The organism is Pseudocitrobacter sp. 73 (assembly GCF_008369545.1).
GTDB lineage: Bacteria > Pseudomonadota > Gammaproteobacteria > Enterobacterales > Enterobacteriaceae > Pseudocitrobacter > Pseudocitrobacter vendiensis.
The window spans coordinates 31,800-56,154 of the sequence record NZ_VTZO01000013.1 but is presented as its reverse complement, the minus strand read 5'-3'; the positions used below and the strand labels follow the sequence as shown (position 1 = coordinate 56,154).

The window sequence follows — 24,355 nt, the reverse complement described above, 5'->3', positions numbered from 1 at the left end:
GGATAAGTATTTTTATTATTAGATTTTCTGTAACTGGCTTATGCCGTCGCGCAGTATTTCTACGCGGTGATTAACGGAGGCATTAGCATTAATTTCCAGTAATTTGATACCGGAGAATTGTAAGGTTGCAGGCCCCGCCGCATTAAAGAGTGATTTGGCGTGTTCTGCGGTCATTAAACTGTCCGGGCAGAAGGGCGCGAACGGTGCGTGCAGATCCTGCCACTCGCCATACTCGCCCTCCAGCGTGGTGCCGGAGAACATCAGCGCGCGCAGTTTCCCGGCCTGTTTGGCCTTCAGGGTATGCTCAAGCGGTAAAGCGGTGTTGCGGCCTTCAATGGCGGAGCGTGCCCAGTTGATGCAGACGCCAACGTCTCGGTTGGAGAGCACGTCCAGCACGTTTTCCAGCGGAAGAAAGCCTTTGCGCGGCGCGGCGGAGGTCATCGCATCGCAATGTTCCAGCACCAGTTCGCACGGCCAGTCCCAAGTTGTCATCTCAGTGATTGAGCGGGCAAAAGCATCGGTGGCCTGTTGGACATTGCTGTTTCCCGCCTGCGGCGCGGCCTGCATTTCCAGTGCGATAACTTTACCGGGGTGTGCCTTATTTACCGCCGTAATTTTATTGAGCAGATGGCGATAATACGCCACGCACTGCTGGCGCTGCTCTTCATCGGCAGAGGCCAGGCCAAAGGCACCATTTCCCCCACGACGGCGCATGGTTTCCATGATGGCCGTGACCACAATTTGCCACTCGCCTGGCGTATGTTGCCATAACCATTCATCACCAAAAGGATGCAGATTTTCCAGGCACGGTTGTTCCAGTCCGCGAATATGCGGCGTGTCGGCAAGTTGCTTCCAGAATTCAGCTTCCTGCTCTTCACTTTGCTGGTGGAATGACGGCGCGCAGGGATACGCGCCGATAATATAACCGGCGTTATGAGTATTCATTTTTCACTCCTGAAAATTGAGTTCGTTAATTCAGTGCCGACACCGCGACTTTAACCACAATTTTCCTGATTGGCGTTGCCCCGTTTTTATTACACGCCGGGCGATGAACGTCTTGTGGGAAAAAGATGGCGTAGCTTCCGGGAATCATTTCAATAAACGATTCATTTTCGCTGTGGTGATAGAAAATAATATCGCGCTGTTCAAGAAGTTCTTCGCTCACTTCATTATTGCCGGTGTCGATGGCAATACCGATTTTCTCTTCTCCCCACGCCAGAAACTGAATATCCAGATAGCGGCGGTGTACTTCAGGGCGATTTTCATGTGGTTCGCGCGTGGTTAAATCGATGACCTGGGCAAAAATCGTTTTACCGTCGATTTCCACCACGCCCGGGGACAATTCGCTGAAATCGGTCGTGCGCAGGAAATTGAGCGCTGTTTCAATCGCTGCCGGAAGTCGGCAGAGATTTGGCTGAGAAATATGACCAAAAATCATGGCGTATCTCCTTACAGGGCTTTAATTTTCGCCCATACGCTGTCGTCAACGGTAATACCGTTGCGGCGGTTTTCTTCCAGCAGTCGGGTAAATTCATGGCCCGGCAGGCGAATGGCGACGTTCTCATCCGCGCGTTCGGCGCTGGTGATGTAATCCATGATGCGTTGCAGCTTGGCGTCGCGAGTTTCGCCGTCGATCAGTTTGTCGACTTCAATGGCGATGAAGATTTGCGATATACCGTATTCGTCGCTGTTGTCTTCGGTGACTTCGGCAACGGATGCACCGTTAGAGAGGAGGGTGGCAATCATGTCGAGCACGATAGAGAGGCCGGAACCTTTCCAGTAACCCATCGGCAGAATGCGGCGGTTTTTCTCAATCACGCCCGGTTCTTTGGTGAGGTTGCCTTCGTCGTCAAAACCGCCATCGACCGGAAGCTGGCGACCTGCCAGACGATTCACTTCCAGCATGCCGTAAGAGAACATCGACATCGACATATCCACCATGGTGATCGGCGAGGAAGGAATGGCGACGATCAGTGGGTTGGTGCCGATGTTGCATTCTTTTGCGCCCCAGGACGGCATCACCGCGATAGAGTTCGTCCAGCAAATGCCAATGTAGCCTTTCTCCGCCGCCTGCCAGCCGTAGCTGCCGCCGCGCATCCAGTGGTTGGCGTTACGCACCGCAACCAGCCCAATGCCGTGATCGGAAGCCAGTTCAATGGCCCGATCCATCATCTTTTTCGCCGTCAGGTTGCCGATAGAACGCTGCGCATCCCACTGCTCAATCGCGCCAAGGCTGGTGATGCGCTCAGGTAAGGCATCGGGAATGATATCGCCATTTTCCAGTTGTTGGATAAAGCGCGGGAAGCGGTTGACGCCGTGTGAATAAACGCCTGACTCGGTGGTGCGGGCGAACATGTCGGCACAAGCTTCTGCTGTATCTGCCGCCACGCCACGCGTCAGCAGGACGCGGGTGAACTCGTTTTTCAGGTCTGCAAAGCTAACTAACATACGTCATCTCCAGTACATCTTGCTCGATTTTTCATCAGCGCAAGCATCCGTTTGGAAGCTGTTTCTGGGTGCTTGTTGATCTGTATATTTCACATTGCGAAATCTGATTTCAAATATAGCGATCGTTTTTTAACAAAGCAATCCGTTCCATATTTTTCAAAACACAGTAAAATCAAGTGATTACAAAATTTCTGTCCAGATCGTGAACTAAGCCACACTTTGCGCTACCATCAGAGCGCGATAAAAACGGGAGCAGCGGCATGAGCGATAAAGAGGTTGAGGTGACGTCAGAAAAAGAGCGGCCAGCAGGAAGTCAGAGCCTGTTTCGTGGGTTGATGCTGATTGAAATCTTAAGTAACTACCCCAACGGTTGCCCGCTGGCGCATTTGTCTGAGCTGGCGGGGTTAAACAAGAGTACTGTTCACCGCCTGCTGCAAGGTTTGCAGTCCTGCGGTTATGTGACGCCTGCGCCCGCAGCCGGAAGCTATCGGCTGACCACGAAATTTATCGCCGTCGGGCAAAAAGCGCTGTCGTCGCTCAATATCATTCACGTTGCCGCACCGCATCTTGAGGCGCTGAACCTCGCGACGGGTGAAACGGTGAACTTCTCCAGCCGTGAAGACGACCACGCGATTTTGATCTATAAGCTGGAACCGACCACCGGTATGTTGCGTACGCGTGCCTATATCGGCCAGCACATGCCGCTCTACTGCTCGGCGATGGGCAAAATTTACATGGCATTTGGTCATGCGGATTATGTCGCAAGCTACTGGGAAAGCCACAAGGAACAAATTCAGCCGTTGACCCGCAATACCATTACCGGCCTGCCGGCGATGTACGATGAGCTGGCGCAAATCCGCGAAAGCAGCATGGCGATGGACCGGGAAGAGAATGAGTTAGGCGTGTCCTGTATCGCGGTGCCGGTGTTTGATATCCATGGCCGCGTGCCTTACGCCATTTCAATTTCGCTCTCGACGTCACGCCTTAAACAGGTCGGCGAGAAAAATCTGCTGAAGCCGCTGCGTGAGACGGCGCTGGCTATCTCTAACGAACTCGGTTTTAGCGTTCGCGATTAGCGTTTCAGGCATACCGCCAGATCCTCTCTGGCGTCTGACAAAAAACACGCCTTTCCCGCGTGGGATCAAGGCGTGCCTGCCATCCGCTCTGGCACTCTTAAGGCTGGAGCCCCGGATGGAGTGGAGTATGAACCCGTTTATTGTTGCGGATGCGCAGAAGTGCATCGGTTGCCGTACCTGTGAAGTGGCCTGCGTGGTGTCGCATCAGGCACAGCAGGATTGCGCAGCCGTGTCGCGCGAGGCTTTCCTTCCCCGCATTCAGGTGGTGAAAGGCGATACCTTCTCGTCTGCCGTGGCGTGTCATCAGTGTGAAGATGCGCCGTGCATGAACGTGTGCCCAACGGGCGCGATTCGCCGTGAAAAAGAGTACATTTCCGTTGAACAGCAGCGTTGCATTGGCTGTAAAAGCTGTATGGTGGTGTGCCCGTTTGGCGCTATGCGTGTGGTGGTGCAGAATGCGCGGCCCCAGGCGATTAAATGCGATTTATGTCAGCATCGCGCGCAGGGGCCAGCGTGTGTTGAGGCGTGTCCAACATCGGCATTACGCTGTGTGGACACGAGTAAGATTGGCATCAAGGCCATGTTTGCCTGAAGCGGTCAGATACAGTTACTTTCCTGCCACGCGCGTTCCACTTCTTCGGCCAGAATTTTCACGCCAGCTTCGATTTTATCCGGCTCCGGCACGTAGTTCATGCGCATGCACTGATGCGTATGCGGCCACGGTTTTTCCAGACCTGGGAAGAAGTAATCGCCTGGTACCATCAACACGCCACGTTTTTTCAGGCGTTGATAGAGCAGTTCGGTGGTAATCGGTAAATCTTTAAACCACAGCCAGAGGAAAATTGCGCCTTCTGGTTTGTGGATCAGGCAGCGTTCTTCCGGCAAATAGCGGCGAATAATCGCGATCGTTTCCTGAACGCGCTGATAGTAGAACGGTTTGATAACCGTTTCTGACAGCTTTAGGAGATCGCGACGTTTGATCATTTCGCACATCATCGCCGGGCCCATTCCGCCAGGCGCGAGGCTGATAATGCCGTTCATGTTACTGATGGCGGTGATGATCTCTTCGTTGGCGATGATAATCCCGCAACGGCTGCCCGGCAGGCCGAGCTTGGAAAGGCTCATGCACAGCACAATGTTCGGGTTCCACAGCGGGCGCGCTTCGCTGAAGATAATGCCGGGGAACGGCAGGCCGTAGGCGTTATCAATCACCAGCGGAATGCCGTGTTGATTTGCCAGCGCGTCCAGACGCAGCACTTCTTCATCGGTGATGACGTTGCCGGTCGGGTTGGTCGGGCGCGAGACGCAAATCATCCCCGTCTCTTCATTAATCGGCAGGCGGTCAAAATCGACGTGATATTTGAACTGGCCATCCGGCAGCAGCTCGATATTGGGGCGCGTCGAAACAAACAGGTCGTCTTCCAGACCAGAATCGGCATACCCGATATACTCCGGCGTCAGCGGGAACAGCACCTTGCGGGTGGTGCCATCGGCACGGCGACCGGCGAAGAGATTGAACAAGTAGAAAAACGCGCTCTGGCTGCCGTTTGTCAGTGCAATGTTCTGCGGTTCAATATCCCAACCTAATTCTTCGCGCAGCATTTCTGCCAGCGCCGCGAGTAGCTCACTTTTCCCCTGAGGACCGTCGTAATTACAGAGCGCATCCGTGGCTTTACCGCTTTCAAGCATATCCGCCAACAGGTTTTTGAAGTACGTATTCATCTGGGGGATTTGCGCGGGGTTACCGCCGCCGAGCATGATTGCGCCGGGAGTGCGCAGGCCATCGTTCAGGTCTTCCATCAGGCGCGTAATGCCTGAATGGCGGGCGAATTTATCGCCGAAAAGTGAAAATTTCATCGCGGATCATCGACTGCTATTGCTGTAAAGAGGCTCACCATAACGCCACCGCCCGCGCGGTGCAAATGGCTTAATGACAGGTGCGTCGGAATAACTACCTACGATTATCTACGTATGTGGAGCTTTATGTTGCGGTGGCCCGCTCTGCGTAGAACGGGCCACATAGCGGATTTTTAGCGAATCCCGGCCCAGATAACCATCACGCTATCGTCACCGTTTTGCCGCACAAAACCATAGCCCTGCGGGAGCGTTAGCGTCGTCTGTTTGCCTGCGCCCACCGCCGGGTGGCGCGCGCGGAACTGGCCTAAACGCTGCCAGTGCGCGACGCTGGCGGCCGATTTCCCGCTGACATCCTGCCAGTTCATCTCTGAGCGCGTACCCTGAAGCGGGTCCGAGCCGGTTGGGCCAAACGGACGATTCGACTCGTCGCCATAGAAAATCTGCACTGCGCCGGGGGCCAGCAGCAGAAGTTCGGCGGCGTGGTTACCTGTCTCGCGGAACAGGCGGGTATCGTGCGATGAAAGGTAGCTCAGCACATTGAACGACTGTAATTTGTCGGCCATTTGTTGCCAGGTGAGGTCGATATTCGCCAGGCAATCTGCCGCCTTCGCTGCCTGGTCCTGATAATCGAAGTTAATCATCGCGTCAAAGCCGTGGCGGTAATAGTCGCTCTCCATCACGCCGTGGCCCCAGGCTTCGCCGGTCATCCAGAAGGGGGCGTTATCCAGCGCTTTGTCCGGGTTGGCTTTTTTCCACTCGGCCAGCGCCTGGCTGGATTGCGTCTTCAGTTGCTGCCAGCCCGCCATTTCTACATGTTTGGCGGTGTCCACGCGGAAACCGTCGATGCCGTAATCGCGCACCCATTGGCTCAGCCAGTGAGTGAGGTAATCGCGCGGCGTGAAGCCGGCCAGCGCTTTGGCCTGCGTATCGGGTTTATGGGCATAGAAATTGGGCAGGCCCACGGCGGCAGTGGATTCGGTTTTTAAATCTGGCAGGAAAGCCAGCGACATGGTGAGATCGTCAAAACCGGGGCTGTCGTAATCGCCGATATCGGTGCGGATCCAGCCTTTCCCCCACCATTTTTCCCATGCGGCTTTATCGCTGAAGTTGATGTAATCGTTAAAGCTATGCCAGGTTTGACCTGGGCCCGGCGTCCAGTCCGTCCAGTTCTTCCCGAGCGTTTTTTCGATGTCGCTACCTTCCAGATAGAGCGCGCCAAACTGGAACGTTTGCATATCGGCGAGCGTGGCATAGCCCGTGTGGTTCATCACCACGTCAAACAGAATGCGCATGCCGCGCTGATGGGCGCCCTCAACCAGATTACGCAGGTCGTTTTCGTCGCCCATATTGGCGTCGAGTTTTGTCCAGTCCTGGGTGTAGTAGCCGTGATAGGCGTAGTGGGGAAAATCGCCCTTGGTACCGCCGCCGACCCAGCCGTGAATTTGCTCCAGCGGCGAGCTTATCCACAGTGCGTTAACGCCCAGTTGTTGCAGGTAATCCAGCTTGCTGGTGAGTCCTTTCAGGTCACCGCCGTGGAAAGTGCCTATCTCCTGCATGCCGTCTTTGCGACGACCATAGCTGTTGTCGTTACCCGGATCGCCGTTAACAAAACGGTCAGTCAGTACGAAATAGACCGTGGCATTGTGCCAGCTAAAGGGGGCCGGTTTGGTGGTGTCTGCGCTTTCCAGCAGCAACAGGCCATTACTTTCTGGTGCCGGTTGCAGCGTGATTTTTCCCTGTTTTACCTGCGCCGTTTGGCCGCTGTAGAAATCCCGCACGTTGCTGCCTTCGGCAAAGGTCTGGCTGACGTCAAGGGTTAACGGTTTACCATCCCAGCGCGGACACTGACGAATCGCTGTCTGTACGCTGCTGGTTTGCGCTGCGCTTTGTACTGAAATCGACAGCGTCGGCGTGCCAGAGCGGGTGTCTATCTCCAGTTGATAATTGCCGTCGCGGAAGATGCGCCACTGCGGTGCATCGCCTTTGCAGGGCTCCAGCGACAGCATCTGATTAAGCTTAATGCTCGCGGCAGGCTGCCAGCACTGTTGGTCAAAATTTATCGTCAGGGGGCGAGTACCCTTCGTGAGTGTTTTTTGACTGACGAATTTGCCGGTTCCTTCGGGAGTAAAAGCCGGGAAGTCATTCACTGTCCAGGCGGCGAAGGCGTAAGTCGGAAGCAGTAGCGGTACAAGCGCAGCGAGTTTCATGTCGGGTCCTGTCGCGGTTTTTTTCAACAGTGTGGCAGCAATTGACCGCGCAAGCCTCATCCTCTCAGGGGGAGGATAAAAAGGGGTGAGTGACGGGCGTCAAAATTCAGTAAAAAGTGCGATAACCGTATCATTTCTAATGATTACTATTAGGACTATGGTTTTTGCCCATGGCAAAGTTGTGCCATTGTTTAGGACTAAGACTATTCAGCAAGGTGCGCAGGCGGGCTATTTTTGGTATGATTTGAGATTCAACTCTCAATTTCGAGACAAAAATAAGGTGTTGGAATGCATAAATCCGACCAGGAGACCTAATGATATCGACTCCCATTCGACGATATGGGGCAGCGATACTTATGTTACTCACCATGATTTTTTCTGGTGGGGTGTTAGCGAAGACTCACACAGTAACAGAGCATCATAAAGCCTCAGTTAAAAAGGTTAGTAGTACTAAGGTTAGCAGTAAACAAGAGTATTCTCGCAATAGTGTAAAGAGCAGTTCACTTCCTGATTTGCGAAAATACCCTTCCGGAACCCCAAGGAAAAGAGCGTTTCTCCGGACGGTAATGCCTTATATTACAAGCCAAAATGCAGCAATCACTGCCGATCGTAACTGGCTGGTTTCAAAGCAGTACGAAGGCCGCTGGTCGCCGTCTGAGCGTGCGCGTTTGAAAGACATCACCACGCGCTACAAGGTGAAGTGGAACGGTAACACCCGCAAGGTGCCGTGGAATTCACTGCTTGAACGTGTCGACATCATCCCTGGCAGCATGGTGGCGACCATGGCTGCGGCAGAAAGCGGTTGGGGGACGTCAAAGCTGGCACGCGCCAACAATAATCTGTTCGGGATGAAGTGTGGTTCCGGTAAGTGTAAAAATGGTTCCGGTAAAGTGAATGGCTACTCGCACTTTGACTCTGTCAAAGCGTCTGTCCAGGCCTACGCGATGAACCTGAATACCCATCCGGCGTACTCGTCATTCCGTAAGTCTCGCGCGCAGTTGCGTAAGACGGACCAGGAAGTCACCGCCAGCGCGATGATTCATAAGCTGAAGGGTTATTCCACTAAAGGTTCGAGCTACAACAACTATCTGTTCGCGATGTACCAGGATAACCAGCGTCTGATTGCGGCGCATATGTAATCCTCATCTGGAATGCTAAAGGGAGCGAAAGCTCCCTCAGATTGCTGACAACGTGCGCTTTGTTCTTGCCGGATGCGGCGTAAACGCCTTATCCGGCCTACAAAATAGTGCAAATTCAATATATTGCAGAAACTTTGTAGGCCTGATAAGCGTAGCGCATCAGGCGATGTTGCGTTTGTCATCAGTTTCAGGGAGCGAAAGCTCCCTTTTTTACGCCTCTAACAATGCATTCTCCAGTATATCCAGAAACGGTCTTAATCCTCCAGGCTGATACTCCCGCGATAAATACATACCATAAATCGCCAGCCTGGCCGGTTCATACTTCGCCAGCAGTGTTACCACACTTCCTTTGGCCAATGCTTCTCTGGCTTCCATTTCCGGCACCATGGCAATACCACAGCCTGCCACGGCGGCATCCAGTAACACTGTTGAAATCGTGGCACTGAAATTGCCGCTGATATCGACCGACACCGCTGTTCCTTCGGCAGTGGTAAAGTGCCAGCTCTGCCCGGCGAAACGGCTGTAGTGCAGGCAGTTATGATGGGCGAGCTCGGCAGGCGTTTGCGGCGTGCCGTGGCGTGCCAGATAACCCGGTGCGGCGCAAAGCACTGAACGGCACTCGCCGAGGCGGCGGGCGATGGTACCGGGCTCCGGGTTATTGGTAATGCGCACTGCCACGTCAATGCGCTCGCCCACCAGGTTCACCGGATGATTGTTCACGTCCAGTTCCAGACGTAGCGCTGGATAACGCGTCAGAAATTCGCTGACAATCGGCCCAATGATGCAGGTAGCCGTCAGGTGCGCACAAGCAACGCGCAGCACGCCGGAGGGTTCATCCTGCTGATTACGCAGCTCAATTTCCTGAGCGAGTTGAATCAGATGGCGCGTCTTAAGCAAAATTTCCTCGCCCGCTGGCGTCAGCGTCAGACGGCGCGACGTGCGATGAATCAGGCGCGCGCCTGCCCATTGTTCCATCTGTTCCAGATAACGGCTGACCATGGGCCGCGAAATCCCCAGCGCGCGTGATGCGGCGCTCAGGCTGCCCAGTTCGCAGATGCGATTAAATACGCGAGCGGCGGTGACTCTGTCCATTGACGGCTCCAGCTGATCGTTTTATGAAACCAAGCATATCGGTTTTCGGGAATTCTGACAGGTAGGGAAATCCGTAAAATGGACGGTCTCACACATAACAACATCAGGTTCATCATGAAACGTGCATTCACCGCCATCGCCGCCCTTGTTATCAGCAGCACGACTTTTGCCGCTCCGCTGACGATGAAGACGTATAACCCTCAGGAAAATGCCGTTTTTCCAGTCTCATCGACGCTGGTCTACGGCCCCTCAGAAGCCGTGCTGTTTGATGCCCAGTTCAGCGTGAAGGACGGTGAAAAGCTGGTCGCCATGATCCGCGACAGCGGTAAAAAACTTTCGCGCATTGTGATTACCTCGGGTGATCCTGATTTCTATTTTGGCCTTGAGCCGATAGTCAAAGCCTTCCCGAATGTGGAGATCGTTGCGACGCCTGCGGTGGTCTCTCACATTGAGGCCACGCGTGATGCGAAGCTGGCCTACTGGGGGCCGCAGCTGAAAGCCGATGCGCCGCACCAGTTGTATACGCCGAAACCGCTCCACGACATGCGTTTCACCATTGATGGTGAAGCGGTCGAAATCAAACACCCGGAAAGCTATGCCGCCTACGTTTGGATCCCGGCGAATAAGGCGATTCTTGGCGGCACCGGTGTGGCGTCCGGTATTCATATCTGGAGCGCAGATACACAGACCGTGACGCGCCGTAATGAATGGCGCAGAGTGCTGAAAGCGATGCAGGCTGAACAGCCGCAGACGGTGATTCCGGGCCATTACCTTGGCAAACTGCCCTCCGGGGCGAAAGCCATCACCTTTACCCTTGATTATCTGCAAAAATTTGAGCTGGCGCTGAACAGCCAGAAAGATTCGGCTGGCGTGATTGGGGTGATGAAAAAGGCATATCCGGATCTCGCCGATGAGAGTTCGCTGGAACTGAGCGCAAAGGTCAATACCGGCGAGATGGCCTGGAAGTAAGCCGGACGCGCGCAGCGCCATCCGGCATCAAAGCGGCTACAACCGCACTTCGCTGTGTTGTTCGCGGTACTCTTTCGGCGTGGTGTCGTACTCTTTTTTAAACACCGAATAGAAATATTGCAGGGAAGGGTAGCCGCACATTTGCGAAATTTCGTTAATCGACAGCGAGGTGGAAATAAGCAGACTGCGTGCTTTTTCCAGCTTTTCGCTGTGGATCACGGCGTGAATGGTTTCGCCCACTTCTTCTTTGAAGCGTTTCTCAAGGTTTGAGCGTGAAATGCCGACAGAATCGAGCACCTGCTCCACTTTAATGCCTTTGCAGGCGTTGTTGCGGATGTAGTGCATCGCCTGAATAACCGCAGGGTCGTTTAGCGAGCGGTAGTCGGTGGAGCGTCGTTCGATGACGCGCATCGGGGGCACCAGCAGGCGCTGTAGCGGTAATTCCTCGTTATCCAGCAGGCGGTGCAGCAGTTTGGCGGCCTGATACCCCATCTGCCGCGCGCCCTGTGCCACAGATGACAGCGCCACCCGTGAAAGATAGCGGGTAAGCTCTTCGTTATCGATACCAATGACGCACAGCTTCTCCGGCACCGGAATGTGCAGGTGTTCGCAGGCTTGCAGAATATGGCGCGCGCGCGCGTCGGTTACGGCGATAATGCCGGTTTGCGGCGGCAGCGTTTGCAGCCAGTCCGCCAGGCGGTTCTGCGCGTGCTGCCAGTTCTCTGGCGCGGTCTCTTGCCCCTGATAAATCACGCCGCGATATTTCTCTTTAGCCACAATCTGGCTAAAGGCATATTCTCGCTCAACCGCCCAGCGTTTACCGCTGGAGCCCGGCAAGCCGTAGAACGCGAATCGATGTACGCCTTTCTCTTTCAGGTGCAGGAAAGCGGTTTCAACCAACGCATAGTTATCGGTGGCGATGTAATGGACGGGCGGATACTGATCCGGGCGATGATAGGAGCCGCCTACGCCGACAATGGGCACTTTCACGTCGGCCAATAACGCTTCGATGTGGGGATCGTCATAATCGGCAATCACGCCATCGCCAAGCCACTCTTTGATGTTTTCGATACGCGCGCGGAAATCTTCCTCAATGAAAATATCCCACTCCGACTGCGACGCCTGTAAATACTCACCAACCCCTTCGACCACCTGTCGGTCATAGGCTTTATTCGCGTTGAATAACAGGGTAATACGGTGACGCTTTTCAAACATGGTTCAATTTCCCTGGTGAATCATGAATGACAATACCGGCATCATTCGCCGGTATCGACATTATTACATCGTATCAAGCGCGGCGTTTGGTGGCCGAATCCATCCAGACTGCCAGCAGCAAAATGGCGCCCTTAACGATATATTGCCAGAAAGTGGGCACGTCCATCATGCTCATTCCATTATCCAGCGATGCCATGATAAACGCGCCCATTACCGCTCCGGCCACGCTCCCCACGCCGCCCGCCAGACTGGTGCCGCCAATCACGCAGGCGGCGATAGCGTCCAGCTCGGCAATGTTGCCTGCCGACGGTGAACCTGCGCCAAGACGCGAGCTGAGGATTAACCCGGCAATCGCCACCATCAGGCCGTTGATGGCGAAGACGGCAAGCTTGGTGCGCTCGACGTTAATCCCTGACAGGCGCGCGGCTTCGATATTACCGCCGATGGCGTAAATGCGACGTCCAAACGCCGTGCGCGTTGCCATGAACATCCCGCCCAACAGCAGCAGCGTCAGCAGCAGAACCGGCGTCGGCACGCCGCGATAATCGTTCAACAGCCAGATCGCACCCAGTACAATTATCGCCGTCAATGCCTGACGCCCGACCACGCCGGTAGAGGCCGGTGTAGCGAGCCCAAGATTCTGACGTCGCATGCGCCCGCGCCACTGCCAGACAACAAATGCCATCAGGCCAATCGCCCCGAAGGAGAAGCCAATGCCGTCAGGCAGGTAGCTTTGACCAATTTGCGACATCGCGGCGCTGGTAGGCGACACGGTGGTACCGTTGGTGATGCCAATCAGAATACCCCGGAAGGCCAGCATCCCGGCGAGGGTGACGATAAACGACGGGACTTTCCGATAGGCAACCCACCAACCGTTCCATGCGCCGAGTACCAGGCCCATCGCCAGCGTCACGATGATGGTCAGCGGCAACGGCCAACCGAGCCAGACGTCGAAAATCGCCGCTACGCCGCCGAGCAGACCCATCATTGAGCCGACAGAGAGGTCGATTTCGGCGGAGATAATCACAAACACCATCCCCACCGCCAGAATGCCGGTGATGGCTGTCTGGCGTAGCAGGTTAGAGACGTTACGGGCGCTGAGGTACGCGCCTTCGGTCGTCCAGGTGAAGAACAGCATGATGACCACAATAGCGGCAATCATCACGAAAACCTGCAAATTCAGCGACTTCAGGCTAAATGTGGGGGCCGGCGTCGGCGCCGCCAGCTTGATTTCAGACGGGTTGTTTTTCGACATGACGTTCGCTCCTTAATGCGGCTTCCATCACTTTTTCCTGCGTCAGGTTGTGGTTCACCAGGTCCGCTTTCAGTTTCCCTTCGTGCATCACCAGCACCCGGTCGCTAAGACCCAGTACTTCCGGCAGTTCGGAAGAGATAACGATAACGGCGATCCCCTGTTGCACCAGTTGGTTGATCAGCTTGTAGATTTCATATTTCGCGCCAATGTCGATACCGCGCGTCGGTTCGTCGAGGATCAGAATGCGCGGGTTGAGCAACAGGCAGCGTGCCAGAATTGCTTTCTGTTGATTACCGCCGCTGAGGCGACCAATCGCCAGCTCTGGTGAGGATGTTTTGACTTTAAGCCGTTGCAACGACTGTAAAATACATTGCTGCTCGCGGGCATCATCCAGGCTGCTTAGCACACCGCTGAACTGATCAAGCGCCGCCAGCGTCATATTTTTACCCACAGCCATCACCGGCACGATGCCATCTTTTTTGCGATCTTCCGGCACCATTGCAATACCGTGGGCAATCGCCTGCTGGCAGGTGTTAATGGTCACGGGTTTGCCATCCAGAAAGATTTTCCCCTCCCAGCGCCCGCGCCAGACGCCAAACAGGCACTGTACCGCCTCGGTACGTCCGGCGCCGACCAGCCCGGCAATCCCGAGAATTTCCCCGCGCCGAAGGCTGAAAGAGATATCGTTTACCCGCTTGATGTGGCGGTTAACCGGATGCCACGCCGTGAGGTGTTCCACGCGCAGGATTTCGTTACCGGTGGCGTGCGGTTCGTTGGGGTAGAGCGCCGTCAGTTCGCGGCCCACCATCATGGTGATGATGTCGTCCTCGCTCATGCTGCTGGCGTCGCGCGTGCCGATGTGCTGACCATCGCGGATCACGCAGATGGTGTCGGAGATAGCCTTCACTTCATTGAGCTTGTGCGAAATATAGATGCAGGCAATGCCGTGGTGCTGAAGGTCGCGGATGATATCCAGCAGCACGGCCGTTTCCTGCTCGGTGAGCGAAGCGGTTGGCTCGTCGAGGATCAACAGGCGCACCTGTTTATTCAGCGCTTTGGCAATTTCGACCAGTTGCTGTTGCCCCAGCCCTAAATCGCCCACGCGAGTGTCGGGCGAAATTGCCAGACTGACCTGGGCAAGTAATTTTTCGCAGCGCAGGGTCATAGCGTCGTAGTCGAGAATACCGTGGCGGCTGATTTCTGCGCCAAGAAAAATATTCTCCAGCACCGTAAGGTGTTTCACCAGCGCCAGCTCCTGGTGAATTATGGCGATACCTTTGCGTTCGGTGTCGCGAATATGCGTCGGGGTAAGCGTTTCTCCGGCAAAAATAATCTCGCCGTCGTAGCTGCCGTGCGGGTAAATTCCGCACAGCACTTTCATGAGCGTCGATTTTCCGGAGCCATTTTCACCACACAGTGACACTACTTCGCCAGGATTTAAACGCAAGCTGACGTTATCCACTGCTTTCACCGCGCCAAAGGCTTTGGTGATATTTTTCATTTCAAGTAAATAAGACATAGCTGCTCCACGTAAGCCGATAATTCAGGCCGAACGAGAACGACTGCCCCGTTACCGGGGCAGAGAAATTAAAGTTCGCTCTTCTTATGGAACCCATCTTTAACGACGGTTTGGTCGATATTGCTCTTATTCACTTCGATTGGCGTCAGGAGGCGAGACGGCACATCTTTCAGGCCATTATTCAGCGTGGCATCTGACTTCGGCTGTTGATCGTTGCCGAGCTCGACAGCGATTTCAGCGGCGGTTGTCGCAAGCGTGGTGATCGGTTTATACACGGTCATGGTTTGCGTGCCCGCAATAATGCGTTTTACCCCCGCAAGGTCCGCATCCTGCCCGGAGATAGCGACTTTGCCCGCCAGGCCCTGTGCGCTCAGTGCCTGAATCGCACCGCCTGCGGTCGCATCATTAGACGCCACCACAGCATCAATTTTGTTGTTATTGGCGGTGAGGGCGTTTTCCATAATTTTCAGGGCGTTTTCAGGTAACCAGCCATCGGCCCATTGATCGCCTACGACTTTAATTTTGCCGCTATCGATATACGGTTTTAAGACTTTCATTTGACCCGCGCGGAACAGTTTGGCGTTATTATCCACCGGTGAGCCACCCATCAGGAAATAATTACCTTGTGGAACCTGATTGACCAGGCTTTGGGCCTGCATTTCGCCCACTTTTTCATTGTCGAAAGAGATATAGAAATCGATATCAGCGTTATTGATCATGCGATCATAAGCCAGGACTTTAATACCTTCCTGTTTGGCTTCTTTAATGACGTTACTGAGTACCTGACCGTTGTAAGGAATAATGACCAGAACATCGACGCCACGGTTGATCATATTTTCAATCTGCGACATCTGGGTTTCTTCGTTACCGTTAGCCGACTGTACAAATACTTTGGCGCCTAACGATTCTGCTTTATTAACAAAAATATCGCGGTCTTTCTGCCAGCGCTCAAGACGCAGATCGTCGATAGCCATACCGATTTTGACTTCTTTTGCGCTGCTCGCCATGCTGGTAAGCAGAAGGGATGCACAGAGCGTGAGGCAAAGGTTCTTGATTTTCATAGTCGTAATGCCTTTTGTAGGGTAGGTAATGAGATTGGCGATAAAAGAAACAAGCACGACTTAACACGCAGCAAATTTTTAACATAGAAAGCGGTGCTGGCAATTACAGATTTTTATCTTCCCATTACGATATTTGGTTTAATTGTCAATTTATGAGCTTGATCGAGTTTTATATATCGCCTAAGAGAAATTTACATAAATTTTGCGAGCCGTTTTATTTTGCGAGCCAGCGCACGTTTGTGGATTCTCTTAATCGCAGTGTGAAATAACGTAATTGAGGAACAGGAAATCTGAACTCAGTATTAGACAACGAATTATTCCTCGCCGCGTATCTGATTATGGAGTTCATTATGCAAGCTTATTTCGACCAACTGGATCGTGTTCGTTTCGAAGGCCCTAAAACGGAAAACCCGCTGGCTTTCCGCCACTACAACCCTGACGAACTGGTGCTGGGTAAACGGATGGAAGATCACCTGCGCTTCGCCGCCTGCTACTGGCACACCTTCTGCTGGAATGGCGCAGATATGTTCGGCGTGGGCGCATTCGACCGCCCGTGGCAGCAGCCGGGTGAAGCCATTGCCCTGGCGAAACGCAAAGCGGATGTCGCATTTGAATTCTTCCATAAGCTGAACGTGCCTTACTACTGCTTCCATGATGTTGACGTATCGCCGGAAGGCGCGTCGCTGAAAGAGTATCTGAACAACTTCGCGCAGATGGTAGACGTGCTGGCCGAAAAACAGCAGCAGAGCGGTGTGAAACTGCTGTGGGGTACGGCGAACTGCTTTACTAACCCGCGCTACGGTGCAGGCGCGGCCACGAACCCTGACCCGGAAGTCTTTAGCTGGGCGGCGACGCAGGTCTTCACCGCCATGAATGCCACCCACAAACTGGGCGGCGAGAACTACGTATTGTGGGGAGGCCGTGAAGGCTACGAATCCCTGCTGAATACCGACCTGCGTCAGGAACGCGAGCAGATTGGCCGCTTCATGCAGATGGTGGTGGAGCATAAACACAAAATCGGTTTCCAGGGCACCCTGCTTATCGAACCGAAACCGCAGGAACCGACCAAGCATCAGTATGATTACGATGCATCGACCGTTTATGGCTTCCTCAAACAGTTCGGCCTGGAAAAAGAGATTAAACTGAACATTGAAGCGAACCACGCGACGCTGGCGGGGCACTCTTTCCATCACGAAATTGCCACCGCGATCGCGTTGGGCCTGTTCGGTTCCGTTGATGCCAACCGTGGCGACGCGCAACTGGGCTGGGATACTGACCAGTTCCCGAACAGCGTGGAAGAGAATGCGCTGGTGATGTACGAAATTCTCAAAGCGGGCGGCTTCACTACCGGTGGCCTGAACTTCGATGCGAAAGTACGTCGTCAGAGCACCGACAAATATGATCTGTTCTATGGTCACATTGGCGCGATGGACACCATGGCGCTGTCGCTGAAAGTGGCGGCGCGTATGATTGAAGGCGGCGAGCTGGATAAACGCGTGGCGAAACGTTACGCGGGCTGGAACGGTGAACTGGGCCAGCAAATCCTGAAAGGGCAGATGTCGTTGCAGGACTTGGCAAAATATGCCGAGCAGCATCAGCTGGCGCCGCATCATCAGAGCGGTCACCAGGAACTGCTGGAAAACCTGGTCAATCACTATCTGTTCGACAAATAATGGAAACCGCCGGGCGATTATTTCGCCCGGCCTGATTATGCAGGCCCGGTAAGCGCGAGCGAAACCGGGCTTTTTTTAAGGAACGATCGCTATGTATATTGGGATTGATCTGGGTACATCCGGCGTTAAAGCTATCCTTCTGAGTGAAGAGGGCGATGTCGTCGCCTCGCAAACGGAAAAACTTACCGTTTCTCGCCCGCATCCACTGTGGTCTGAACAGGACCCGGAGCAGTGGTGGCTGGCGACCGACCGCGCGATTAAAGCGCTCTCGCAGCAGCACAGTTTACAGGGCGTTAAAGCGCTGGGCATTGCCGGGCAGATGCACGGCGCAACCCTTCTCGACAAGCAGCAGCGCGTCCTTCGCCCGGCGATTCTGTGGAACGATGGCCGCTGTGCACAAGAGTGCCAGTTGCTGGAAGACGCGGTGAAAAATTCACGCCAGATTACCGGCAACCTGATGATGCCGGGCTTTACCGCGCCGAAACTGCTGTGGGTGAAGCGCCATGAGCCGGAGATTTTTGCCCAGGTCGATAAGGTCCTGTTGCCAAAAGATTATCTGCGCCTGCGTATTACCGGTGAATTCGCCAGTGATATGTCCGACGCGGCGGGTACGATGTGGATGGACGTGGCAAAACGGGACTGGAGCGATGTGATGCTCGCGGCCTGTGGACTGAGCCGTGACAACATGCCTGGGCTATTTGAAGGCTGTGAGATTACTGGCACGCTGCTGCCATCCGTCGCGCAGGCGTGGAATATGCCCGCGGTGCCTGTGGTTGCGGGTGGCGGTGACAACGCGGCGGGCGCAGTCGGTGTAGGTATGGCCGATGCCGGGCAGGCGATGCTCTCGCTCGGCACGTCAGGCGTTTACTTTGCGGTAAGCGAAGGATTCCTCAGCAAGCCAGAAAGCGCGGTGCACAGTTTCTGCCATGCGCTGCCGGGGCGCTGGCATTTAATGTCGGTGATGCTTAGCGCTGCGTCGTGCCTCGACTGGGCAGCAAAACTCACCGGGCTGGAAAACGTACCTGCGCTGATAAGCGCAGCGCAATCCGCCGATGAGAATGCCGGGCCGGTGTGGTTCCTGCCGTATCTTTCCGGTGAGCGTACGCCGCACAATAACCCGCAGGCAAAAGGCGTCTTCTTTGGCCTGACGCACCAGCATGGCCCGGCTGAACTGGCGCGCGCGGTGCTCGAAGGCGTAGGTTTCGCACTGGCCGACGGGATGGATGTGGTTCATGCCTGCGGCGTCACACCGAAAAGCGTGACCCTGATTGGCGGTGGTGCGCGTAGCGCTTACTGGCGTCAGATGCTGGCGGATATCAGCGGTCAACAGCTGGATTACCGCACTGGCGGCGATGTCGGACCGGCATTGGGCGCAGCGCGCCTGGCGCAACTGGCGATTCACCGCGATAAACCGTTCGCTGATCTGCTGCCGCAGTTACCGCTTGAGCAGGCGCACTACCCGGACGCACAGCGGCATGCACACTATGCCCCGCGTCGTGAAACCTTCCGCCAACTTTATCAGCAGCTATTGCCGTTGATGTCCTGATGTTTTCCGCCCCTTATGGGGCGGATCTCCCGTCTGAATTGATGAATTCCGAATTTGCTGGAAATTTCGTGTTGCTCTAATGTTGCGCTGCGGTTTCCGTTCATAATGCATTTGCTATGGATAAGGAGATCGCCATGAAGTTAGCGCTAAAGGCCCCGCAGGGTGTGTTGTTTTTTGGAGTTATTCTCTACGTCGTATGTCTATGGGGCGACTGCCCGCAGTTAACCGATAAAGGCTATTTCCTGGCCGTGCTGGTCCTTGGTGTGTTCACCGTGCTGGCGTACCAGCGATTATCCGGAAAAGACAAAGACGAGACACGTTTTGCTGGGCTGTGTCGCCTGGTGCTACTGCTGGCAACAGGATTAATGCTGGTGGGCATCTGGAACTTACCCCTTAACCTGACAGAAAAGGGGCTTAGCGTTATCGCCTGGTTTGCCGCGATGTCCGGCGCGGCGCGCTGGCGTTAGCTGACAAATCGCTTGCTATCCACGCGTTGTACCAGCATCGAAAGCAACAAACTCCCCGCCAGCGTGGCGCAGAAAATCCACACAATATCGAGCAGCGGCCAGCTTTTAATGTCTGCGCCGCTGCTTCGCAGGGCATGAATAATCAGGGCATGAAAACCATAAATACCCAGCGAATGGCGCGAAATCAGCGCTAATCCCGGCAACACGCGATGATTAAGACAATTTTTGACGACCACAAACAGCGTCGCCGCGCAGATAAATACCATTGGCCCACAGTACAGATACCAGGTGTCGGCAAAGTTGCCGCGCCAGTTCAATTCATGCAGCGTGCCACGCGAAATCACCGCCACCGCCAGCACAAAACCGATCCCGCACAGCCAGCTTAATCCACGTTTTTGCGTCTCCATCATACCGATAGCGCGCCCTAACAGGCCGTAAATCAGGTAGTAAAAGGTGTCGCCGTTGATATAGAGATTTACCGGCAGCCATTCGATGCCGTCGGCTTTCAACGTCACAGTATTCGGGTTAGCAACAATACCAATCACCACCATCAGCGCCAGTAGCATTTTGCCGCTTATCGCTTTCACCTCAATCAGCGGCGAGACCAGATAAATCACGATAATGGCAAAGAAAAACCACAGGTGATAGAAAACAGGCTTCTGTAGGATGTTCTTAAGCGACCCTTCGATATTGATATGCGTGAAGGCCGCGATATAAATAAGCGCCACGACGCTGTAAAACAGCAGGCACAGTGCAATCCGCAGAAAATGGCGCGGCTGGGCGCTGCGTGGCCCGAAAAAAAGATAGCCGGAAATCATGAAGAACAGCGGCACGCTTACGCGTGAGGCAGAGTTGAGAACATTAGCAATATCCCAGTTCACCGGGCTGATACTGTGCGCGTTGGTAATGTACCAGGTTGTCGTATGGATCATCACTACCATCAGGCAGGCTATTCCGCGTAGGTTATCAATCCAGTTTATTTTGGGCTGCATTGGGGCCGGTTTCTCCTTTCAAACAAAGTGTGACTCAATATTTATTAGGCTATTTGACTGGATTATTCTGAGTTTTTCACCCCACACTTGTATACCCTTCATATTTCGAGTTGCCTATGCGTTGGCTGCACTCGCTCACCCCAGTCACGTACTTATGTACGCTCCTGGGGTGAGCTCGTTTGCCGCCTTCAGGCAACTCGAACTATTTTGGGTATAAGATTGTGGTGTGATTCGCAAAATGCGGGCGCATCAGAGACCACAAACTAAAATAACAGCCCGATCGTAAGGCGGTAATGAAAAATGATGATGAAGCGACTTCTTCCCCTGCTAATGGGGCTATTACTGGCGGGATGCGCTACGCACGAAAATGCTGCGCCGATGAAAGCGCAAAATGCGAAAGCGAACCCCGCGCGCTCGCTGGGCATGGAAAATTTATGCAAGGAGCGGGCAGCGGAGCGCTATAACACAGTGGCGCAGAAAATTGATGTCACGGGCTTTGAGCGTTTTCAGGGCAGCTATGAATTACGCGGCTATACTCCCCGCAATGAAGGTTTTGTCTGCTCATTTGACGCAAATGGTGATTTTTTACACTTATCGATGCGTTAAACGCGGCAATATGGCACGAAAAGACGGCCTGTTTTCCTCTATTTTCCCTAAACAGGCCGCTTTCATACTGTATATCTTCCAGCCAGCGGGTATACTGATCCCTTCCTTTAAATCCACACGTATCCAGCACGAAATAATATGCAAAAGTTTGATACCAGGACCTTCCAGGGCTTGATCCTGACCTTACAGGATTACTGGGCTCGCCAGGGCTGCACCATTGTTCAACCATTGGACATGGAAGTTGGCGCGGGTACCTCTCACCCAATGACCTGCCTGCGCGCGCTGGGCCCAGAGCCGATGGCGACTGCTTATGTGCAGCCTTCTCGTCGTCCGACCGATGGCCGCTACGGCGAAAACCCGAACCGTTTACAGCACTACTATCAGTTCCAGGTGGTCATCAAGCCATCGCCGGACAACATTCAGGAGCTGTACCTCGGTTCCCTGAAAGAGTTGGGCATGGACCCGACCATCCACGATATCCGTTTCGTGGAAGATAACTGGGAAAACCCGACGCTGGGTGCCTGGGGTCTGGGTTGGGAAGTGTGGCTGAACGGCATGGAAGTGACGCAGTTCACTTACTTCCAGCAGGTTGGCGGCCTGGAATGTAAACCGGTTACCGGCGAGATCACCTACGGTCTGGAACGTCTGGCGATGTACATTCAGGGCGTAGACAGCGTTTACGACCTGGTCTGGAGCGACGGCCCGCTGGGTAAAACCACCTACGGCGACGTGTTCCATCAGAACGAAGTGGAGCAGTCCACTTACAACTTTGAATACGCGGATGTGGACTTCCTGTTCACCTGCTTCGAGCAGTACGAGAAAGAAGCGCAGCAGTTGCTGGCGCTGGAAAATCCGCTGCCGCTGCCAGCCTACGAGCGTATTCTGAAAGCCGCCCACAGCTTCAACCTGCTGGATGCGCGTAAAGCCATCTCCGTCACCGAGCGTCAGCGCTATATCCTGCGCATTCGCACCCTGACCAAAGCAGTGGCAGAAGCTTATTATGCTTCCCGTGAAGCCCTCGGCTTCCCGATGTGCAACAAAGACAAGTAAGAGGCGGCCATGTCTGAGAAAACTTTTCTGGTGGAAATTGGCACTGAAGAGCTGCCACCAAAAGCACTGCGCAGCCTGGCTGAGTCCTTTGCTGCGAACTTCACTGCGGAGCTGGATAACGCCGGCCTCGCACACGGCAACGTTGAATGGTTTGCTGCCCCGCGTCGTCTGGCGCTGAAGGTTGCCAACCTGGCGGAAGCTCAGGCCGATCGCGAAGTTGAAAAACGCGGCCCGGCGATTGCCCAGGCGTTCGACGCCGAAGGAAAACCAAGCAAAGCGGCAGAAGGCTGGGCGCGTGGCTGCGGTATTACCGTTGACCAGGCTGAGCGTCTGACCACTGACAAAGGCGAATGGCTGCTGTATCGCGCCCACGTGAAGGGCGAAAGTACCGAAGCGCTGGTGCCGAATATGGTCGCTACTTCGCTGGCAAAGCTGCCAATTCCGAAACTGATGCGCTGGGGCGCGTCTGACGTGCACTTCGTGCGTCCGGTTCACACTGTGACCCTGTTGCTGGGCGACAAAGTCATTCCGGCAACCATTCTGGGTATTCAGTCCGATCGCGTGATTCGTGGCCACCGCTTTATGGGCGAGCCGGAATTCACTATCGATAACGCCGATCAGTATCCGGAAATTCTGCGCGAGCGCGGGAAAGTCATCGCCGATTACGCTGAGCGTAAAGCGAAGATTAAAGCTGATGCCGAAGAAGCCGCGCGTAAGATTGGCGGTAACGCTGACTTAAGCGAAAGCCTGGTGGAAGAAGTCACCTCGCTGGTGGAATGGCCGGTTGTACTGACTGCGAAGTTTGAAGAGAAATTCCTCGCGGTGCCGTCTGAAGCGCTGGTTTACACCATGAAAGGTGACCAGAAGTACTTCCCGGTGTATGCAAACGACGGCAAACTGCTGCCGAACTTTATCTTCGTTTCCAACATCGAGTCGAAAGACCCGCAGCAGATTATCTCCGGTAACGAAAAAGTGGTTCGCCCGCGTCTGGCCGATGCGGAGTTCTTCTTCAATACCGACCGTAAAAAACGTCTGGAAGATAACCTGCCGCGCCTGCAAACCGTGCTGTTCCAGCAACAGCTGGGCACGCTGCGCGACAAAACTGACCGCATCCAGGCGCTGGCTGGCTGGATCGCAGAACAGATTGGCGCTGACGTCAACCACGCTACCCGTGCGGGCCTGCTGTCCAAGTGTGACCTGATGACCAACATGGTCTTCGAGTTCACCGACACCCAGGGCGTGATGGGTATGCACTACGCGCGTCACGATGGCGAAGCGGAAGATGTCGCCGTGGCGCTGAACGAGCAGTATCAACCGCGCTTTGCCGGTGATGACCTGCCGTCTAATCCTGTGGCTTGTGCGCTGGCGATCGCTGACAAGATGGACACCCTGGCGGGTATCTTTGGTATCGGCCAGCATCCGAAGGGCGACAAAGACCCGTTTGCGCTGCGTCGTGCCGCGCTGGGCGTGCTGCGCATTATCGTTGAGAAGAACCTCAACCTCGATCTGCAAACACTGACTGAAGAAGCGGCGCGTCTGTACGGTGATAAGCTGACTAACGCCAACGTGGTTGATGACGTTATCGACTTCATGTTGGGCCGTTTCCGCGCCTGGTATCAGGATGCCGGTTACACCGTCGACACCATCCAGGCTGTGCTGGCTCGTCGTCCGACGCGTCCGGCAGATTTCGATGCGCGTATGAAAGCGGTATCTCACTTCCGTACTCTGGAAGCGGCATCTGCGCTGGCTGCGGCTAATAAGCGTGTTTCTAACATCCTTGCGAAAACAGACGAAGTGCTGAATGACCGCGTAAACGCCGCCACGCTGAAAGAGCCGGAAGAAATAGCGCTGGCCATGCAGGTTGTGGTTTTACGTGACAAACTGGCACCTGCTTTTGCAGAAGGGCGTTATCAGGAAGCGCTGGTAGAACTGGCGGAGCTGCGTGAGCCAGTCGATGCCTTCTTCGACAAAGTGATGGTTATGGTTGATGACAAAGAACTGCGTATCAACCGTCTGACTATGCTGTCGAAGCTGCGTGAACTGTTCCTGCAGGTTGCGGATATTTCGCTGCTGCAATAAGTTTACTGCTGATAAATAAAAACCTGCCGAATGGCAGGTTTTTTTATGCGCTAATATAAACAAGTAATAATTATTCGATTAATGTGTGTGTACTTACACATTTA

Annotated in this window: 21 protein-coding genes; 10 read left to right on the top strand and 11 right to left on the bottom strand. The window is 54.3% G+C overall.

Annotated elements, in window-relative coordinates; all coding sequences use genetic code 11:
- Positions 1–18 precede the first annotated feature (18 nt).
- The 3 genes from F0Q32_RS14625 to yiaK are packed head-to-tail and all read right to left on the bottom strand — an operon-like array spanning position 19 to position 2,448.
- Positions 19–945 carry a DUF4862 family protein gene (locus F0Q32_RS14625; RefSeq protein WP_149463659.1) on the bottom strand — a complete coding sequence of 309 codons (927 nt, stop codon included), beginning with the start codon at positions 943–945 and terminating at the stop codon, positions 19–21.
- A 25-nt stretch (positions 946–970) separates the two neighbouring features.
- Positions 971–1,438 carry a YhcH/YjgK/YiaL family protein gene (locus F0Q32_RS14620; RefSeq protein WP_149463658.1) on the bottom strand — a complete coding sequence of 156 codons (468 nt, stop codon included), beginning with the start codon at positions 1,436–1,438 and terminating at the stop codon, positions 971–973.
- 11 nt (positions 1,439–1,449) lie between these two features.
- Entirely contained in the window at positions 1,450–2,448 is a 999-nt protein-coding gene (yiaK, locus tag F0Q32_RS14615; RefSeq protein WP_149463657.1) for a 3-dehydro-L-gulonate 2-dehydrogenase, read from the bottom strand.
- A 260-nt stretch (positions 2,449–2,708) separates the two neighbouring features.
- Here yiaK and yiaJ point away from each other — a divergent pair, with 260 nt between their 5' ends.
- Complete coding sequence (gene yiaJ, locus F0Q32_RS14610) at positions 2,709–3,524, top strand: IclR family transcriptional regulator YiaJ (RefSeq protein ID WP_149463656.1); 816 nt, start codon at positions 2,709–2,711, stop codon at positions 3,522–3,524.
- Between the two features lie 127 nt (positions 3,525–3,651).
- On the top strand, positions 3,652–4,116 hold the full coding sequence (locus F0Q32_RS14605; RefSeq protein WP_149463825.1) for a 4Fe-4S binding protein: 465 nt from the start codon (positions 3,652–3,654) through the stop codon (positions 4,114–4,116).
- 5 nt (positions 4,117–4,121) lie between these two features.
- Here F0Q32_RS14605 and avtA read toward each other — a convergent pair whose 3' ends face one another.
- Positions 4,122–5,381, bottom strand: a complete 1,260-nt coding sequence (gene avtA, locus F0Q32_RS14600) for a valine--pyruvate transaminase (RefSeq protein WP_149463655.1) — start codon at positions 5,379–5,381, stop codon at positions 4,122–4,124.
- 173 nt (positions 5,382–5,554) lie between these two features.
- A complete protein-coding gene (locus F0Q32_RS14595; RefSeq protein ID WP_149463654.1) occupies positions 5,555–7,588 on the bottom strand; it encodes an alpha-amylase in 2,034 nt (677 codons plus the stop codon).
- Positions 7,589–7,902: 314 nt separating this feature from the next.
- Between F0Q32_RS14595 and F0Q32_RS14590 the strand changes: the two genes are divergently transcribed.
- Positions 7,903–8,727 carry a protein bax gene (locus tag F0Q32_RS14590; protein ID WP_149463653.1) on the top strand — a complete coding sequence of 275 codons (825 nt, stop codon included), beginning with the start codon at positions 7,903–7,905 and terminating at the stop codon, positions 8,725–8,727.
- 210 nt (positions 8,728–8,937) lie between these two features.
- Here F0Q32_RS14590 and F0Q32_RS14585 read toward each other — a convergent pair whose 3' ends face one another.
- A complete protein-coding gene (locus F0Q32_RS14585; protein WP_149463652.1) occupies positions 8,938–9,819 on the bottom strand; it encodes a LysR family transcriptional regulator in 882 nt (293 codons plus the stop codon).
- A gap of 114 nt (positions 9,820–9,933) precedes the next feature.
- On the opposite strand from F0Q32_RS14585, the gene F0Q32_RS14580 reads away from it, so the two are divergent.
- Positions 9,934–10,788: a Vmh family MBL fold metallo-hydrolase gene (locus F0Q32_RS14580; protein ID WP_149463651.1), complete on the top strand. Its 855-nt coding sequence runs from the start codon at positions 9,934–9,936 to the stop codon at positions 10,786–10,788.
- Positions 10,789–10,824: 36 nt separating this feature from the next.
- On the opposite strand, the gene xylR is transcribed toward F0Q32_RS14580, so the two are convergent.
- From xylR to xylF, 4 genes are all read right to left on the bottom strand, one after another.
- Positions 10,825–12,003 carry a D-xylose utilization transcriptional activator XylR gene (xylR, locus tag F0Q32_RS14575; RefSeq protein ID WP_149463650.1) on the bottom strand — a complete coding sequence of 393 codons (1,179 nt, stop codon included), beginning with the start codon at positions 12,001–12,003 and terminating at the stop codon, positions 10,825–10,827.
- Positions 12,004–12,076: 73 nt separating this feature from the next.
- A complete protein-coding gene (gene xylH, locus F0Q32_RS14570; RefSeq protein ID WP_149463649.1) occupies positions 12,077–13,258 on the bottom strand; it encodes a xylose ABC transporter permease XylH in 1,182 nt (393 codons plus the stop codon).
- Positions 13,236–14,777 carry a xylose ABC transporter ATP-binding protein gene (locus tag F0Q32_RS14565; protein WP_149463648.1) on the bottom strand — a complete coding sequence of 514 codons (1,542 nt, stop codon included), beginning with the start codon at positions 14,775–14,777 and terminating at the stop codon, positions 13,236–13,238. Before F0Q32_RS14565 ends, xylH begins: the two co-directional genes overlap by 23 nt.
- 68 nt (positions 14,778–14,845) lie before the next feature.
- Entirely contained in the window at positions 14,846–15,838 is a 993-nt protein-coding gene (gene xylF / locus F0Q32_RS14560; protein WP_149463647.1) for a D-xylose ABC transporter substrate-binding protein, read from the bottom strand.
- A gap of 350 nt (positions 15,839–16,188) precedes the next feature.
- Here xylF and xylA point away from each other — a divergent pair, with 350 nt between their 5' ends.
- The 3 genes from xylA (at position 16,189) to F0Q32_RS14545 (ending at position 19,524) form a co-directional block, all read left to right on the top strand.
- Positions 16,189–17,511, top strand: coding sequence for a xylose isomerase (gene xylA, locus F0Q32_RS14555; protein WP_149463646.1), 1,323 nt, complete (start codon positions 16,189–16,191; stop codon positions 17,509–17,511).
- A gap of 91 nt (positions 17,512–17,602) precedes the next feature.
- The gene (gene xylB / locus F0Q32_RS14550; RefSeq protein WP_149463645.1) at positions 17,603–19,057 is read left to right on the top strand and encodes a xylulokinase; all 1,455 of its coding nucleotides are present in this window, start codon (positions 17,603–17,605) and stop codon (positions 19,055–19,057) included.
- Positions 19,058–19,191: 134 nt separating this feature from the next.
- Positions 19,192–19,524 carry a YiaA/YiaB family inner membrane protein gene (locus F0Q32_RS14545; protein WP_188016868.1) on the top strand — a complete coding sequence of 111 codons (333 nt, stop codon included), beginning with the start codon at positions 19,192–19,194 and terminating at the stop codon, positions 19,522–19,524.
- On the opposite strand, the gene F0Q32_RS14540 is transcribed toward F0Q32_RS14545, so the two are convergent.
- Positions 19,521–20,516, bottom strand: a complete 996-nt coding sequence (locus F0Q32_RS14540; protein WP_149463643.1) for an acyltransferase — start codon at positions 20,514–20,516, stop codon at positions 19,521–19,523. The two genes, F0Q32_RS14545 and F0Q32_RS14540, sit on opposite strands and share 4 nt — an antisense overlap.
- 300 nt (positions 20,517–20,816) lie before the next feature.
- Between F0Q32_RS14540 and F0Q32_RS14535 the strand changes: the two genes are divergently transcribed.
- The 3 genes from F0Q32_RS14535 (at position 20,817) to glyS (ending at position 24,251) form a co-directional block, all read left to right on the top strand.
- Positions 20,817–21,122, top strand: coding sequence for a YsaB family lipoprotein (locus F0Q32_RS14535; protein WP_149463642.1), 306 nt, complete (start codon positions 20,817–20,819; stop codon positions 21,120–21,122).
- A gap of 138 nt (positions 21,123–21,260) precedes the next feature.
- Positions 21,261–22,172 carry a glycine--tRNA ligase subunit alpha gene (gene glyQ / locus F0Q32_RS14530; protein ID WP_001168551.1) on the top strand — a complete coding sequence of 304 codons (912 nt, stop codon included), beginning with the start codon at positions 21,261–21,263 and terminating at the stop codon, positions 22,170–22,172.
- A gap of 9 nt (positions 22,173–22,181) precedes the next feature.
- Positions 22,182–24,251 carry a glycine--tRNA ligase subunit beta gene (gene glyS / locus F0Q32_RS14525; protein WP_149463641.1) on the top strand — a complete coding sequence of 690 codons (2,070 nt, stop codon included), beginning with the start codon at positions 22,182–22,184 and terminating at the stop codon, positions 24,249–24,251.
- Positions 24,252–24,355 lie beyond the last annotated feature (104 nt).

Excerpts from the sequence above, each read along its gene's own strand:
- F0Q32_RS14625 (WP_149463659.1), bottom strand. The coding sequence starts at position 945 with ATGAATACTCATAACGCCGGTTATATTATCGGCGCGTATCCCTGCGCG.
- F0Q32_RS14620 (WP_149463658.1), bottom strand. The coding sequence starts at position 1,438 with ATGATTTTTGGTCATATTTCTCAGCCAAATCTCTGCCGACTTCCGGCA.
- yiaK (WP_149463657.1), bottom strand. The coding sequence starts at position 2,448 with ATGTTAGTTAGCTTTGCAGACCTGAAAAACGAGTTCACCCGCGTCCTG.
- yiaJ (WP_149463656.1), top strand. The coding sequence starts at position 2,709 with ATGAGCGATAAAGAGGTTGAGGTGACGTCAGAAAAAGAGCGGCCAGCA.
- F0Q32_RS14605 (WP_149463825.1), top strand. The coding sequence starts at position 3,652 with ATGAACCCGTTTATTGTTGCGGATGCGCAGAAGTGCATCGGTTGCCGT.
- avtA (WP_149463655.1), bottom strand. The coding sequence starts at position 5,381 with ATGAAATTTTCACTTTTCGGCGATAAATTCGCCCGCCATTCAGGCATT.
- F0Q32_RS14595 (WP_149463654.1), bottom strand. The coding sequence starts at position 7,588 with ATGAAACTCGCTGCGCTTGTACCGCTACTGCTTCCGACTTACGCCTTC.
- F0Q32_RS14590 (WP_149463653.1), top strand. The coding sequence starts at position 7,903 with ATGATATCGACTCCCATTCGACGATATGGGGCAGCGATACTTATGTTA.
- F0Q32_RS14585 (WP_149463652.1), bottom strand. The coding sequence starts at position 9,819 with ATGGACAGAGTCACCGCCGCTCGCGTATTTAATCGCATCTGCGAACTG.
- F0Q32_RS14580 (WP_149463651.1), top strand. The coding sequence starts at position 9,934 with ATGAAACGTGCATTCACCGCCATCGCCGCCCTTGTTATCAGCAGCACG.
- xylR (WP_149463650.1), bottom strand. The coding sequence starts at position 12,003 with ATGTTTGAAAAGCGTCACCGTATTACCCTGTTATTCAACGCGAATAAA.
- xylH (WP_149463649.1), bottom strand. The coding sequence starts at position 13,258 with ATGTCGAAAAACAACCCGTCTGAAATCAAGCTGGCGGCGCCGACGCCG.
- F0Q32_RS14565 (WP_149463648.1), bottom strand. The coding sequence starts at position 14,777 with ATGTCTTATTTACTTGAAATGAAAAATATCACCAAAGCCTTTGGCGCG.
- xylF (WP_149463647.1), bottom strand. The coding sequence starts at position 15,838 with ATGAAAATCAAGAACCTTTGCCTCACGCTCTGTGCATCCCTTCTGCTT.
- xylA (WP_149463646.1), top strand. The coding sequence starts at position 16,189 with ATGCAAGCTTATTTCGACCAACTGGATCGTGTTCGTTTCGAAGGCCCT.
- xylB (WP_149463645.1), top strand. The coding sequence starts at position 17,603 with ATGTATATTGGGATTGATCTGGGTACATCCGGCGTTAAAGCTATCCTT.
- F0Q32_RS14545 (WP_188016868.1), top strand. The coding sequence starts at position 19,192 with ATGAAGTTAGCGCTAAAGGCCCCGCAGGGTGTGTTGTTTTTTGGAGTT.
- F0Q32_RS14540 (WP_149463643.1), bottom strand. The coding sequence starts at position 20,516 with ATGCAGCCCAAAATAAACTGGATTGATAACCTACGCGGAATAGCCTGC.
- F0Q32_RS14535 (WP_149463642.1), top strand. The coding sequence starts at position 20,817 with ATGATGATGAAGCGACTTCTTCCCCTGCTAATGGGGCTATTACTGGCG.
- glyQ (WP_001168551.1), top strand. The coding sequence starts at position 21,261 with ATGCAAAAGTTTGATACCAGGACCTTCCAGGGCTTGATCCTGACCTTA.
- glyS (WP_149463641.1), top strand. The coding sequence starts at position 22,182 with ATGTCTGAGAAAACTTTTCTGGTGGAAATTGGCACTGAAGAGCTGCCA.